Here is a 15074-nt window from a genome sequence, read left to right as displayed (position 1 = left end):
CCCGTCGGTACGATACTGTGCGCCGCGCCCTCGTGGTCCTCGCGGTCGTCGCGCTCTCTCTGTCGACGCTGGCCCCGGCGGTCGGTGGCGTCCCCGACGCCAGGCTGACCGTCGACGACGCGACAATCGCACCGGACCGCCCGACGACCGACGAGCCGACCACCGTCACCGCCGACATGTCGCTCTCGGCGGGGTCGAACTCGCCGGTCGAACTCGACCGGATCGCGCTCCGGAACGCCGACGGCGAGCGACTCGCCTCGGCGGACGACCCCGGATCGCTGTCGCCCGGCGACGGCCTGAGCGTCGACCTCGTTACCGCCTTCGAGACGGCCGGCAGCAAGGACCTCACCGTCGTCGCAAGCGGCACCGACGACGACGGCCGTCGCGTCGAGGTCGAGCGGCCCGTCACCGTCGTCGTCGAGGACTCCCCGCCCGGCATCACCGTCGACGCCGACCTGGTCGAGGACGTCGACTCGCCGGTCACGGTGACCGTCGCCAACCCGGACGTCGACGCGGTTCGGAACGTCGAGATCGTCCTCCTGAAGGGGACCGCGACCGCCGACCGTGCGTTCGTCCCGGTCGTCGGCGCGGGCGGGACGGCGGTGGCGAACCTCTCTGTGACGCCGACCGACCCCGAAGAGGACGTCGCCGTCCGGGTCGCCTACACAACCGCGACGGGTGACCGCCAGCGGACCGTCCGCACCGAGAACCTCCGCGCCGAACCCCTGCAGGACGACGTCGGTATCGACGTCCGGCAGGTCCGGGACGACCCCGCGGTCGACACCGGGGACGCCGGCGGTCTCGGCGGTCTCATCGGCGGTGGCGGCGGCGGCCTCCAGCAGGGCGACGACGAGACGGAGACAACCCCCCAGCAGGTCGAGGTCGCGGTCACCAACTTCGGCAACGCCGAAATTCGGGAGGCCGTCGTCGAGCCGTCCGGCGAGGAACCGCTCGCCCGGCAGTTCGTCGGCGACCTCGAACCCGGCGAGACCGGGACCGTCACGCTCGATCTGACGGGCGTTCAGTCGGGCGAACTCGACGTGGCCGTCAGCTACCGGCTGGACCGCCGAGAGCGGCAGGTCACGACGACCTACGACTACCGGCCCGCGACGGCGGCCATCACGCTCACCGGCGTCGACATGGCGCGGGACGGCGACCGGCTCAACGTCTCCGGCAACGCCGGCAACACGGGCGACGCCAGGGTCACCGGCGTCGTCGTCGCCCTCGGGAGCGCCGAGGGCGTCCGGCCGACCTACCCACAGCGGGACTACTTCGTCGGCACCGTCGACGGCAGCGAGTTCGCACCCTTCGAGTTGACCGCGACCGTCACCGAGAACGCCTCGACGGTGCCCGTCGAGGTCACCTACCGCGTCGACGGCGAGGAGCGCACCGAGCGAGCCGAACTCCCCATCGAGGCCGAACCCGACGACGGCGACGGACGGTTCGGCGGCCTGTCGCTGCTCGTGATCGGTGGCGGGATCGCGGTTTCGCTCGCGGTCGGCGCGCTCGTCGCCCTCCTGCTGTACTACCTGCGACGATGACTCGCCCCCGACACGCCGACGCCGCAGCGGAGACGGCGGACGGCGAGAACATCCCACCGCTGCGACTCCGCGGCGTCGGTCGCACGTACGAACGGGGCGGCGAGACCGTCCACGCGTTGCAGGACGTCGATCTGACCGTCGAGGCCGGCGAGTTCGTCACTATCGTCGGCCCCTCCGGGTCCGGGAAGTCGACGATGCTGAACGTTCTCGGGCTGCTGGACACGCCGACGGCCGGCGAGGTCTACCTGGACGGCAAGGAGGTGTCGAATCTCGACGACGAGGCCCGGACCGACCTCCGGAAGGAGTACATCGGCTTCGTCTTCCAGGACTTCTATCTCATCCCGACGCTCTCGGCGACGGAGAACGTCCTGCTGCCGACGGTCTACGACGTCGACCGGGAGGCCAGGGGGCGCGCCGAGGACCTGCTGGAGCGGGTCGGGCTGGGCGACCGGCTCGACCACCGGCCGACGGAGCTGTCGGGCGGGCAGAAGCAGCGAGTCGCCATCGCCCGCGGGTTGATCAACGAGCCCGAGGTGCTGCTGGCCGACGAGCCGACCGGCAACCTCGACATCGACACCGGCCGCCAGGTGCTCGAGGAGTTCGAACGGGTCCGTTCGGAGGGCGTCGCCGTCGTCGCCGTCACGCACGACGAACTCGTCACCGAGTACGCCGACCGGACGGTCGAACTGATCGACGGCCACCTGGAGAACCGCAGATGAAGCGGCTGGCCGACTTTCCGACGGTCCTGATGGCGCTGCGGAACCTGCGGCGCAACCGTCTCCGGTCGGCGCTGGCGGCGCTCGGCATCGTCATCGGCGTGCTGGCCATCGCGACGCTGGGCATCTTCGGCAACGTCCTCCAGTTGGCGGCGCTGGACTCGCTGGGCGGACTCGGCAACCAGGTCATCGTCTCGCCGAACGCCGACGCCGGCGCCGACTCGCTGACCGCACGCGACGTCGCCGAGATACAGCGGGTCACCGAGGGCCGGGGAACGGCAGTGCCGATACTCAGCGACGGCGCCGTCGTCTCCGGGCCGGGCGGGACGAGTAGCTTCGGGACCGTCTACGGGACGAACGACCCCGGGGCGCTCTTCGAGGCCGAGGCCGGCACCGTCCCCGAACAGCACAGACAGGGCGCCCTCGTCGGGACCGAACTGGCCGACCAGCTTGGGATCCAGGTCGGCAGCGTCGTCGAAATCGCGGGCAACGACTACCGGGTCATCGGCGTCCTCGCGGAGGGCGAGAGCATCTCGCCAGTCCAGCCCGACGATGCCGTCGTCCTCCCCGAATCCGCGTTCGCCGCCGACGACTACGACCAGGTGGTGGTGCAGGCCGACTCCGGCGACCAGGCCCGTGCCATCGCCGACGACGTTCGGGACCGACTCAACGCCCGCGAGGACCGCGTCTCCGTGCTCGCGCTGTCGAGCGTCCTCGACCAGATCGACGAGTTCTTCGGCCTCCTGAATCAGTTCCTGCTCGGTCTCGGGACCGTCTCGCTCGTCGTCGCCGGCGTCGCCATCTTCAACGTCATGCTGATGAGCACGACCGAACGGAAGGGCGAAATCGGCCTGCTCCGGGCCGTCGGCGTCCAGAAGGAGGACATCCTCCGGACGCTCGTCGTCGAGTCGACACTGCTCGGCGTCGTCGGCGGGGTCGTCGGCGTCCTCTTCAGCATCGGCGCGACGCTCGTTCTGTGGTACGTCTCGCCCATCGAGTTGGAGGTCGTACTCGACCCCTCGAACGGCGTCTACCTGGTCGTCGCCTTCGGGTTCGGCGTCCTCATCAGCCTCGCCAGCGGTCTCTATCCGGCCTGGAAGGCGGCCAACCTCGAACCCGTCGAGGCGCTGCGGGACTGACCGCCTCAGACGGCGTCGGCCATCCGCTCGCCGAAGTCCCAGGTGTAGAGCCGCGTCGGGTCGATCCGAACGTGGACCTCCTCGCGCTCGTCGACCAGCAGTCGGTCGGCAAGGGCGTTGTCCGTCCCGCCGAGGTAGCGCTCGAGGAGGTCCTCCAGCAGCGCCTTCCCCTCGTCCGGGTCGACCGTGGCCGTGCCGGCGCCCCGGACGCCGCGGTACGGCGGGTCGTTGTCCGACACCTCGAAGGCGACCCCCGAATCGGCCTCCAGGTACTCCACCACGTCGGCGTCGGCGCCGGTCGCACAGTGAAACGCGCCGTCCCGGTACCGGAACCAAAGCGAGAGCATCCACAGCCCTCCGTCGGGGGTCCGGCAGGCGAGCCGAATCGGGACCGTCGCGTCCTCGAGGTAGGCGGTGGCCTCGGCCTCCGACCACGCCCCGTTCCAAGCAGGCATACCGTCGCTACGGGCGGCAGCAGTAATTAGCTGGTGCTGTCGGCAGGGCCGCGAGGGGCGCCCGACCGCGCTCGACGGTCGTGGCGCTCGGCGTGTGGTTCGTCGCAGAAGCGCCCGAGGCGGGACCGAGCGGCGCTGGCGTCCCGAGGGTCGAGAGACGCCGTTAGTGATTAGCGGATCTTATTGAGGAATCCACTGAGGTGATTGTCAATCCACGATGCAGCGAAGCTCAGTTGCTCGGTCAGTTCTTCGAACAGATCGTCAAGGAGTGTTCGGTACTCGTCTTCATCTTCGACAATCAGCGGTGATGACTCCCACTTGAGACTTTTCCAGACTGGCTCGATTGGATTGAGATGCGGCGATCCAACCGGAAGGAATACGAGATCAATTCCTAGTTCGTGGGCACGCTTGCGAGTGTACTTGCAAATGTGAGATGAGAAGTTATCTAAAACGAGCAGAATCCGGGTACGCGGATTCTGCTCGCGGATCGTCTCGAAGCACTCACAGATCTGTTCTTTCTCCTGGTTCGGCGGAAACGACAGTACACTCTCACCGTTGAGTGCATAGAACCCGGCCGCTGGTGTGTCGATTTTCACCAGCGGCCGGGTGATGTGTGGGTCATCAACTGTGTACATCCGCTGAGAATTGTCCCACGGCTGTGGATGTGACAGGTCGAAAAACCCGATGACTGTGCCACCATCTGTTCGAATATCCTCGTCACGGTCCCAGTCTTCGTCGTCTTGATCTTTCTCTCGTTTGTTGTGAGGCTGATCGTCGGCATCCTCGTCGAACGCGTACTCGACGCGTTCGTCGAGAATCCCTTCGGCGTCGTCTGGTCGATCAGGACGTTTCGTCCGTGGAATAGCGTACGAGAGGCCGAGGTTGTCCAGAAACGTCGGTAGATAGTGTGGATGATACTCGATATTGAATTCCTCGTTGAGGAGATGCTGAATCTCCTGTTTTTTCCAGGGCTGGCCCTCACGGAGTCGCTCGATCAGTCGCTGCTGTTCGGCCTCGCCGAGCTTCGGGGGCCTGCCGCCCCCGAAGTTCGGCGTGAGTTTGCCCAGTCCTCCTTCATTCCAGCGTTCGACCCAGTTGTCAGCTGTCCCCTCTGATCGCCCAACGTCATCAGCGGCTTCAGCGAGCGTCGCTCCCTTGTATAGCCGTTTGATGAACACGAGCCGTTCGTGTTGCTTCACGTCGTCAGTTTCCGTGAGCAGTCTATCCAGGTCTTCCTCGCTCAGGTGGCGTACAACTTCTTTCTCACGGCCAGTCATTACATCGAAAAGACGGTTTTCCTCAATAACTTCCCCGAATGACTACGGCGTCTCTCGGGATTTGAACCACGCCGAGACGGTCCTGCTCGGGCCTGCGGCCCTGCGCGGGCTGCGTCTCGTCTACTTCAAATCCGCCGTGAGGTCGCTTCGCTCCTCGCTCGGAGAGTCCGCGACAGAATACGCCCGAGGCGGGATTTGAACCACGCCGAGACGGTCCTGCTCGGGCCTGCGGCCCTGCGCGGGCTGCGTCTACGTCTACTTCAAATCCGCCGTGAGGTCGCTTCGCTCCTCGCTCGGAGAGTCCGCGACAGAATACGCCCGAGGCGGGATTTGAACCCGCGTCACGACCGTGACAGGGTCGTATGATGGGCCACTACACCACCCGGGCTTCACCTCGTGGTAGCCGGGTTCGACCCTTAAGACTTTCCAATGGACGGCGGCGCGGTGGGCGCTGACACACCCCTCGCGGCGAAACCGGCGACCGGGGCGCCCGTCGCCGGTCAGTGCGGCCGAACACCGCGGTGCAAGGATTTTTGATAGTTCGCGTGCAACTGCGTCCAACGAGCAGTCGCGTGCCGCACTGGAGGCGGCACGGGTAGCCCTGGCCGTCCGATTTGGTAACTGTTAAATCCCTGCCGACAGAAGGGTGCTGTAGTATCTCGTGACCGCTTCTTCACCCGGCCAGCCCAACACATGGTAGACGTAAGCCAACACAACCTGGTTCCGGAGCACTCGGTTCTCGACGAGGGCGACGTCGAGGACGTGCTCGCGGAGTACGACATCGACCGCACAGACCTGCCGAAAATCGAGCGCAAGGACCCCGCGCTCCGCGACCTCGAGGCGGACGCGGAAGTCGGCGACGTCATCGAGATCGTCCGCGACTCCCGGACGACCGACGAGGCGACCGTCTATCGCCTGGTGGTAGAATGAACCGGGAGGACCGACGCGCCATCTCCCGGGAGTACTTCTCGCGGGACCGCCTCGCGGAACACCACTTCCGGTCGTTCAACAACTTCCTCGACCGGGGGATGCAGCAGGTCGTCGACGAGAAGGAGTCCATCGACACCGACATCGGCGACAAGGAGGGCCAGGAACCGGTCCGCGTGGACCTCGGCAACGTCCGCATCGTGACGCCGCGGGTCCGGGAGGCCGACGGCAGCGAGGAACTGCTCTACCCCCAGGAGGCCCGCCTGCGGAACATCACCTACTCGGCGCCGGTGTTCATGGAGATGACCATCGTGCGCGGCGGCGAGGAGGAAGAGGAACACATCGTCGACCAGTCGGAGACGAAGGTCGGCCGGATGCCGATCATGGTCGGCTCCAACAAGTGCAATATCAACGGCTTCACACGCGAGGAACTCATCGAGATCGGCGAGGACCCCGCCGACCCCGGCGGCTACTTCATCGTCAACGGCTCCGAGCGGGTGCTGATGACCAGCGAGGACCTCGCGCCGAACAAGATCCTCGCCGAGTACGACACCAAGTACGGCGACGAGATCCAGATCGCCAAGACGTTCTCCCAGCGCCGGGGCTACCGTGCGCTGGTGCTCTGCGAGCGCAACCGCAGCGGCATTCTCGAGGTGTCGTTCCCCTCGGTGTCCGGCTCCATCAACTTCGTGACGCTGGTGCGGGCACTCGGCCTCGAATCCGACGAGGAAATCGTCCACCGCGTTTCGGACGACCCGGAAATCGTGAAGTTCATGCTGGAGAACCTGGAGGCCGCGGAGGTCCAATCGACCGCCGAGGCCATCGAGACGCTCGGCCAGCGCGTCGCCTCCGGCCAGGGGAAGAACTACCAGCTGAAGCGCGCCAACTACGTCATCGACCGCTACCTCCTGCCGCACCTCCACGAGGAGGGCGTCGAGGACGAGGAGGTCCGGATGAACAAGGCCGTCTACCTCTGCCGGATGGCCGAGGCGTGTTTCGAACTCGCCTTGGAGCGCCGGGAGGCCGACGACAAGGACCACTACGCCAACAAGCGCCTCAAAGTGAGCGGCGACCTGATGAAGGACCTGTTCCGGACGGCGCTGAACAAGCTCTCCCGGGACGTGAAGTACCAGCTCGAGCGGGCGAACATGCGGAACCGCCAGCTGTCGGTCAACACCGTCGTCCGGTCGGACGTGCTGACCGAACGGCTCGAGCACCCGATTGCGACGGGCAACTGGGTCGGCGGCCGCTCCGGCGTCTCACAGCTGGTCGACCGGACGGACTACATGGGCGTCCTCTCGCACCTTCGGCGGCTCCGGTCGCCGCTGTCGCGGTCGCAGCCGCACTTCGAGGCGCGGGACCTCCACGCCACGCAGTGGGGCCGCATCTGCCCCTCCGAGACGCCCGAGGGACCGAACTGTGGGCTGGTGAAGAACTTCGCACAGGCGATGGAGCTGTCCCAGAACGTCGACGACGAGCGCGGGCTCAAACGCGAGCTCGCCTCGATGGGCGTGGAGGGCATTCCTGGAATCGAGACGGTCGAGACACACATGGCGGACGACTAATATGAGCCAAGGACGAGACGCGAAAGTCTACGTGAACGGGAGCCTGATCGGCACCCACCCGGACCCGCACAAGCTCGCAAACGACATCCGAGAGTCCCGGCGTCGCGGCGAGATCGACGAGATGGTCAACGTCGCGGTCCGGGACCGGACCGACGAGGTCATCGTCAACGCCGACGCCGGCCGCGCCCGGCGGCCACTCATCGTCGTCGAGGACGGCGAGCCGCTGGTCACCGACGAAGAAATCGAGGCCGTCGAGGACGGCGAACTCTCCTTCGAGGCGCTCGTCGACCGCGGCTACGTCGAGTTCATCGACGCCGAGGAGGAGGAGGATATCTACGTCGCCGTCGACGAGGACGAACTCTCCGAGGACCACACCCACCTCGAGGTCGACCCCCAGCTGATGTTCGGCATCGGCGCGGGGATGATTCCGTACCCCGAGCACAACGCCTCGCCGCGAATCACGATGGGGTCGGGGATGATCAAGCAGTCGCTGGGCCTGCCGAGCGCGAACTACCGCATCCGGCCCGACACGCGCCAGCACCTGCTGCACTACCCCCAGCTGTCCATCGTCAAGACCCAGACGACCGAGCAGATCGGCTACGACGACCGGCCGGCCGCACAGAACTTCGTCGTCGCCGTCATGTCCTACGAGGGGTTCAACATCGAGGACGCCTTGGTGATGAACAAGGCCAGCGTCGAGCGCGCTCTCGCCCGCTCGCACTTCTTCCGAACGTACGAGGGCGAGGAGCGCCGCTACCCCGGCGGCCAGGAGGACCGCTTCGAGATTCCGGACGACGAGGTCCGTGGCGCCCGCGGCGAGGAGGCCTACACCCACCTCGACGAGGACGGCCTCGTCAACCCCGAAACGAAGGTCGGCGAAAACGACGTCCTGCTGGGGAAGACGTCGCCGCCGCGATTCCTGGAGGAACCGGACGAGATGGGCGGTCTCTCCCCGCAGAAGCGCCGGGAGACGTCGGTGACGATGCGCTCCGGCGAGTCCGGCGTCGTCGACACCGTCACCCTGATGGAGGGCGAGGACGGCTCGAAGCTCTCGAAGGTGAAGGTCCGCGACGAGCGGGTGCCGGAACTCGGCGACAAGTTCGCCTCCCGGCACGGCCAGAAGGGGGTCGTCGGCCACCTCGCCCCCCAAGAGGACATGCCGTTCACCCAGGACGGCGTCGTGCCGGACCTCATCCTGAATCCCCACGCCTTGCCCTCCCGGATGACGGTCGGGCACATCCTGGAGATGCTCGGCGGGAAGGTCGGCTCCCTGGAGGGGCGCCGCGTCGACGGGACGCCGTTCCAGGGCGAGACCGAGGACGAACTCCGGGAGTCGCTGATCGACCGCGGCTTCAAGTCCAACGGCAAGGAGGTCATGTACTCGGGCATCACGGGCGAGAAGATCGAGGCCGAAATCTTCGTCGGCGTCATCTTCTACCAGAAGCTCTACCACATGGTCTCGAACAAACTGCACGCCCGCTCGCGGGGGCCGGTGCAGGTGCTGACCCGCCAGCCGACGGAGGGGCGCGCCCGCGAGGGCGGCCTCCGTATCGGCGAGATGGAGCGGGACGTCTTCATCGGGCACGGCGCCGCCATGACGCTGAAGGAGCGACTGCTCGACGAGTCCGACCGCGAGTGGATTCACGTCTGCGGGCAGTGTGGCATGAGCGCCGTCGAGAACGTCGAGCAGCGGCGCGTCTACTGTCCGAACTGTGAGGAGGAGACCGACGTCCACGAGGTGGAGATGAGTTACGCGTTCAAGCTACTGCTGGACGAGATGAAGGCGCTTGGCATCGCGCCGCGGATCGAACTGGAGGACGCTGTATGATGGACGGACAAGCACCCAAGGAAATCGGGTCGCTCAGCTTCGGGCTGATGGACCCCGAGGAGTACCGCGACATGTCGGCCACGAAGGTCATCACGGCCGACACGTACGACGACGACGGCTTCCCCATCGACATGGGCCTGATGGACCCGCGGCTGGGCGTCATCGACCCCGGACTGGAGTGCAAGACCTGCGGGAAGCACTCCGGCTCCTGTAACGGCCACTTCGGTCACATCGAGCTCGCGGCGCCGGTCATCCACGTCGGCCACGCCAAACTCATCCGCCGGCTCCTGCGGGGGACCTGCCGGGAGTGCTCGCGGCTCTGTCTCACCGAGGAGGAGAAAAACGAGTTCCGGAGCCGGCTCGACCGCACCCGCCAGCTCGGCGAGGACCTCAACGACGTGACGAAGGCGGCCATCCGGATGGCCAGGAAGAAGGACCGCTGTCCGCACTGCGGCGAGAAGCAGTACGACATCAACCACGAGAAGCCGACGACGTACTACGAGGTCCAGCAGGTGCTGTCCTCGGAGTACCCCGAACGAATCGCGGCGGCGATGGAGGGCCGGGACCCCGACGGCGAGGGCGACGACGAGGACCGCGAGCCGGTGTCGCCGGCCGAACTGTCCGAGGAGACCGGCGTCGAGGTGGAGCGCATCAACCAGATCCTCTCCGGGGAGTTCCGGCCGAAGCGCGACGACCGGGAGGCCATCGAGAAGGCCCTGGACGTCGACCTCACCGAGGAGGACATGAACAAGCTGATGCCCTCGGACATCCGCGACTGGTTCGAGGACATCCCCGACGAGGACATCGAGGTGCTGGGCATCAGCTCCGAGAAGTCCCGGCCGGAGTGGATGATACTGACGGTGCTGCCGGTGCCGCCGGTCACCGCCCGGCCCTCGATCACGCTGGACAACGGCCAGCGCAGCGAGGACGACCTCACGCACAAGCTGGTCGACATCATCCGCATCAACCAGCGGTTCATGGAGAACCGCGAGGCCGGCGCCCCACAGCTCATCATCGAGGACCTCTGGGAACTGCTGCAGTACCACGTCACGACGTTCATGGACAACGAGATCAGCGGGACGCCGCCGGCCCGGCACCGGTCCGGCCGGCCGCTGAAGACGCTCTCCCAGCGGCTGAAGGGCAAGGAGGGCCGCTTCCGCGGCTCGCTGTCCGGCAAGCGCGTGAACTTCTCGGCACGGACCGTCATCTCGCCGGACCCCACCCTGTCGCTGAACGAGGTCGGCGTGCCCGACCGGGTCGCAAGCGAGATGACCCAGACGATGAACGTCAACGAGCGGAACCTCTCGGAGGCCCGCCGCTACGTCGCAAACGGGCCCGAGGAACATCCGGGCGCCAACTACGTCAAGCGGCCGGACGGCCGACGGCTGAAGGTAACCGAGAAGAACTGCGAGGAGCTGGCCGAGAAGATAGAGCCGGGATGGGAGGTCGCCCGCCACCTCATCGACGGCGACATCGTCATCTTCAACCGGCAGCCGTCGCTGCACCGGATGTCCATCATGGCCCACGAGGTCGTGGTGATGCCGTACAAGACGTTCCGGCTGAACACGACGGTCTGTCCGCCGTACAACGCCGACTTCGACGGCGACGAGATGAACATGCACGCCCTCCAGAACGAGGAGGCCCGTGCGGAAGCCCGCGTCCTGATGCGGGTCCAAGAGCAGATTCTCAGCCCCCGGTTCGGCGAGAACATCATCGGCGCCATTCAGGACCACATCTCCGGCACGTACCTGCTGACCAACGAGAACCCGCAGTTCAACGAGACGCAGGCGCTGGACCTGCTGCGAGCGACGAGCATCGACGAGTTGCCGGAGCCGGACGGCACCGACGAGGAGGGGACGGAGTACTGGACCGGCCGCACCATCTTCTCGGAGTTGCTGCCGGACGGACTCAGCCTCGAGTTCACCTCCTCGGCGGGCGACACCGTCGTCATCGAGGAGGGACAGCTGGTCTCCGGCACCATCGACGAGGACGCCGTCGGCGCCTTCGGCGGCGAGGTCGTCGACACCATCTGCAAGGTGTACGGCAACACCCGCGCCCGGCAGTTCGTCAACGAGGTGGCGACGCTGGCGATGCGGGCCATCATGCACTTCGGGTTCTCCATCGGCATCGACGACGAGTCCATCGAGCGGGACGCCGAAGAGCAGATCGGTGAGGCCATCGACAGCGCCTACGAGCGGGTCCAGAGCCTCATCGAGGCCTACCGCGCCGGCGAACTGGAGTCGCTGCCCGGGCGGACCGTCGACGAGACCCTGGAGATGAAGATCATGCAGACGCTCGGGAAGGCCCGCGACTCGGCGGGCGACATCGCCGACGACCACTTCGACACCGACAACCCGGCCGTGGTGATGGCCCAGTCCGGCGCCCGTGGGTCGATGCTGAACCTCACCCAGATGGCCGGCTGCGTCGGCCAGCAGGCGGTCCGCGGCGAGCGCATCAACCGCGGCTACGAGGACCGCACCCTGAGTCACTTCCAGCGGAACGACCTCTCGGCGGACGCCCACGGCTTCGTCGAGAACTCCTACCGGAACGGCCTGACGCCCAAGGAGTTCTTCTTCCACGCGATGGGCGGCCGGGAGGGCCTGGTCGACACCGCCGTCCGGACCTCGAAGTCCGGCTACCTCCAGCGCCGGCTTATCAACGCGCTGTCGGAACTGGAAGCGCAGTACGACGGTACCGTCCGGGACACCTCCGACACCGTCGTCCAGTTCGAGTTCGGCGAGGACGGCACCTCGCCGGTCCGGGTCTCCTCCGGCGAGGAGTTCGACATCGATGTCGAGTCCATCACCGACCGCATCGTCGAAGAGGAGTTCGACACCGAGGCCGCAAAGCGGGAGTTCCTCGGCATCGACGAGCCGACGACGAACCTCTCGGAGCACGGCGAGTCGTGGCGCGCCGCCGGCGGCACGGAGGTGGAGTCCGATGACTGAGGTTCCCGACGACGTCGAGGAACTGGTCGAATCCTCGGATCTCCCCCGACGGCTGAAGGACGAGGTCTACGAGACCGTCGGCTCCCGGGAGGACGTGACGGTCGACCACGCCGAGCAAATCGTCGAGGCCGTCGAGTCACAGTACCTCGAGACGCGCGTCGACCCGCTGGACCCCGTCGGCACCGTCTCGGCGCAGTCCATCGGCGAGCCCGGAACGCAGATGTCGGTGCCGTCGGACGAACGAGTCGTCGTCCGACACGACGGCGAGACCGAGGTAACCGAAATCGGCCCGCTCGTCGACTCGCTAATCGAGGGCCGGGAGGCGCGGCAGCTGGACGGACACGAGGTCGCACTCGCACCGGACGGTCTGGAAGTTCCGAGTCTCTCGTCGGACGAGACCGTCGAGTGGAAGCCGGTCGAAGAGGTCAGCCGACACGAGACGCCTGACGAACTGCTCCGGTTCGAACTGGAGTCCGGCCGGTCGGTTCGTGCGACGAAGGCTCACTCGTTCGTCACCCGGCGGGACAACGAGGTCGTCCCCGTTGCCGGCGAAAATCTCGATGTCGGCGACTGGCTCCCGGTCGTGTCGTCTATCGATGCCGCCGGCAGCGATTCCGTCGACCTGCGGGAGTATCTCCCGGCCAGCGACTACTGGTACACCTCCGCGCTCACCGACGGCGGTACCGAGGCCGTTCCGGGTGGTGCGGACCAACGTCGGAACAAACTGGATGCTCTCGAGTCGGGGCGACTCGACGAGCACGCTGTGTATCCGACACAGGGGACCGTCGGACTCCCGGAGCGATTCCCGCTCGACGAGGAGACGGGCTTCTTCGTCGGCGCGTGGCTCGCCGAGGGCTCCCTGACTGACTACTACGTCTCCGTGTCGAACGTCGACCCGGAGTTCCAGTCCCGAATCCGCTCGTTCGCGGCGCGGTTCGACCTCTCGGTGAACGAATACGAGAACGACAGCGGCTTCGCGGACGGATACGACATCCGACTCAACGGCACGGTGCTGACCGACTTCCTCCGTGCTGCGTGCGTGACCGACGGCGAGAAGACGATTCCCGGCTTCGCCGTCGGGGCGGACGAGTCGTTCGTCGCCGGACTCCTTCGAGGATACTTTAGCGGTGACGGAAACGTCGGAAAGAACGCCGTTCGGTCCAGTTCGGTCAGCAACCGGCTCACCGCGGGCATCGCGCTACTACTCGCTCGGTTCGACGTGTACGCGACGCTCGGGGAACAGGACGACTCCCGGACGCTGCGTGTTCCGAAGAAACACGTTCCGCGATTCGTCGACCGTATCGGTATGGTCGGCGAACGGAGTGAGGCCCTCGACGCACTCGCCGACGGGATCGACACCGATGGCCCCGACGCGACCGATCAGATTCCGAACTTCGGCGATTCGCTCGACGCGGTGGCCGAAGCTGCCGGAATCCCGAAACGGCAGGTGAACAGCGCGACGAAGCGACAGCGCATCGGCCGGAATCGGCTCACCCGCCTCGTCGCCGAGGCCGAATCGGAACTCGACGGGCCACACCCTGAAGTCGACGCCCTTCGACGCGCAGTGACGGGCGATGTCGTGTGGGACCGAATCGAGTCCATCGAGACGGTCGAGAGCAACCACGAATACGTCTACGACTTCTCCGTTAGTGGCCTGGAGACGTTCACGACCGCCGAGGGCGTCGTGACGCACAACACGATGAACACGTTCCACTACGCGGGCGTCGCGGAAATCGACGTCACGCAGGGGCTGCCGCGGCTCATCGAACTGGTGGACGCCCGGAAGACGCCGGACACGCCGATGATGACGGTCCACCTCGAGGACGAGTACGCGACGGACCGCGAGAAGGCCCACGAGGTGGTCTGGAAGATCGAGGCGACGCGCATCCTCGCGTTGGGCGACGTCTCGACGAACGTCGCGGACATGCTGGTCCGCATCGACCTCAACGAGGAGACGCTGGAGGAGCGGTGGCCGACCGTCGAGAGCCTCGACGAGGTGGCCGGCGAGATCGCCGACACCATCGAGTCGAAGCTGGGCGTCGACACCGTCCAGCCGGAACCGGCCATCATCGAGTTCGGGCCCGACCAGCCCTCCTACCGCGAACTGCTCCAGCTCGTCGAGGAGCTCCGGGAGGTCGTGTTCAAGGGCATCGACGAGATCAGCCGCGTCGTCATCCGGAAGGAGGAACTCGACGACGGCGAGGAGTTCGTCCTCTACACCGAGGGGTCGTCGTTCGGCGACGTCCTCGACATCGAGGGCGTCGACGCCTCGCGGACGACCTGCAACAACATCCACGAGATCCACAAGAACCTCGGCATCGAGGCGGCCCGCGAGGCCATCATCGAGGAGACGATGAACACCCTCGAGGAGCAGGGGCTGGACGACGTGAACATCCGGCACCTGATGCTGGTCGCGGACATCATGACGAACAACGGCGAGATAGAGTCCATCGGCCGGCACGGCATCTCCGGCAACAAGGACTCGGTGCTCGCCCGCGCCGCGTTCGAGGTGACGGTCAACCACCTGCTTGACGCCGCCATCCACGGCGAGGTCGACGCCCTCGACGGGGTCACGGAGAACGTCATCGTCGGCAAGCCCATCAAACTCGGCACCGGCGACGTCGACCTGCGGATGAGCGCGAAGCGCGCCGACGGCGGGACTGCCGACGACTGAGGCC

Annotated in this window: 10 protein-coding genes and 1 tRNA gene; 8 read left to right on the top strand and 3 right to left on the bottom strand. The window is 66.5% G+C overall.

The window, feature by feature from the left end; all coding sequences use genetic code 11:
• The first annotated feature begins 17 nt into the window (after nt 1-17).
• The 3 genes from NLF94_RS00480 to NLF94_RS00470 are packed head-to-tail and all read left to right on the top strand — an operon-like array spanning nt 18 to nt 3396.
• Nucleotides 18-1541, top strand: a complete 1524-nt coding sequence (locus tag NLF94_RS00480) for a COG1361 family protein (protein ID WP_254839497.1) — start codon at nt 18-20, stop codon at nt 1539-1541.
• Nucleotides 1538-2260 (top strand): ABC transporter ATP-binding protein, encoded by a 723-nt coding sequence (locus tag NLF94_RS00475; RefSeq protein WP_254839496.1) that lies wholly within the window; start codon nt 1538-1540, stop codon nt 2258-2260. Before NLF94_RS00480 ends, NLF94_RS00475 begins: the two co-directional genes overlap by 4 nt.
• Nucleotides 2257-3396, top strand: coding sequence for an ABC transporter permease (locus NLF94_RS00470; protein ID WP_254839495.1), 1140 nt, complete (start codon nt 2257-2259; stop codon nt 3394-3396). Before NLF94_RS00475 ends, NLF94_RS00470 begins: the two co-directional genes overlap by 4 nt.
• 5 nt (nt 3397-3401) lie before the next feature.
• On the opposite strand, the gene NLF94_RS00465 is transcribed toward NLF94_RS00470, so the two are convergent.
• The 3 genes from NLF94_RS00465 to NLF94_RS00455 all read right to left on the bottom strand — a co-directional run bounded on the left by NLF94_RS00465 (nt 3402) and on the right by NLF94_RS00455 (nt 5516).
• Nucleotides 3402-3851 carry a pyridoxamine 5'-phosphate oxidase family protein gene (locus NLF94_RS00465; RefSeq protein WP_254839494.1) on the bottom strand — a complete coding sequence of 150 codons (450 nt, stop codon included), beginning with the start codon at nt 3849-3851 and terminating at the stop codon, nt 3402-3404.
• Nucleotides 3852-4021: 170 nt separating this feature from the next.
• Nucleotides 4022-5128, bottom strand: coding sequence for an IS630 family transposase (locus tag NLF94_RS00460; protein WP_254837548.1), 1107 nt, complete (start codon nt 5126-5128; stop codon nt 4022-4024).
• A 315-nt stretch (nt 5129-5443) separates the two neighbouring features.
• Nucleotides 5444-5516: transfer RNA gene (locus NLF94_RS00455), tRNA-Asp, on the bottom strand.
• A gap of 305 nt (nt 5517-5821) precedes the next feature.
• Between NLF94_RS00455 and NLF94_RS00450 the strand changes: the two genes are divergently transcribed.
• Genes NLF94_RS00450 through NLF94_RS00430 form a run of 5 tightly spaced genes read left to right on the top strand, consistent with a single transcriptional unit; the run spans nt 5822 to nt 15070 of the window.
• A complete protein-coding gene (locus tag NLF94_RS00450) occupies nt 5822-6058 on the top strand; it encodes a DNA-directed RNA polymerase subunit H (protein WP_254839493.1) in 237 nt (78 codons plus the stop codon).
• Nucleotides 6055-7620, top strand: coding sequence for a DNA-directed RNA polymerase subunit B'' (locus NLF94_RS00445; protein WP_254839492.1), 1566 nt, complete (start codon nt 6055-6057; stop codon nt 7618-7620). Before NLF94_RS00450 ends, NLF94_RS00445 begins: the two co-directional genes overlap by 4 nt.
• Nucleotide 7621: 1 nt before the next feature.
• Nucleotides 7622-9448, top strand: a complete 1827-nt coding sequence (gene rpoB / locus NLF94_RS00440) for a DNA-directed RNA polymerase subunit B (RefSeq protein WP_254839491.1) — start codon at nt 7622-7624, stop codon at nt 9446-9448.
• Entirely contained in the window at nt 9445-12396 is a 2952-nt protein-coding gene (locus NLF94_RS00435; RefSeq protein ID WP_254839490.1) for a DNA-directed RNA polymerase subunit A', read from the top strand. Before rpoB ends, NLF94_RS00435 begins: the two co-directional genes overlap by 4 nt.
• A complete protein-coding gene (locus NLF94_RS00430) occupies nt 12389-15070 on the top strand; it encodes a DNA-directed RNA polymerase subunit A'' (RefSeq protein ID WP_254839489.1) in 2682 nt (893 codons plus the stop codon). The genes NLF94_RS00435 and NLF94_RS00430 overlap by 8 nt, the downstream gene beginning before the upstream one ends.
• Nucleotides 15071-15074: the final 4 nt, after the last annotated feature.

Source organism: Natronomonas marina, from assembly GCF_024298905.1.
Lineage (GTDB): Archaea > Halobacteriota > Halobacteria > Halobacteriales > Haloarculaceae > Natronomonas > Natronomonas marina.
This window is presented reverse-complemented; position numbering and strand designations above follow the sequence as displayed.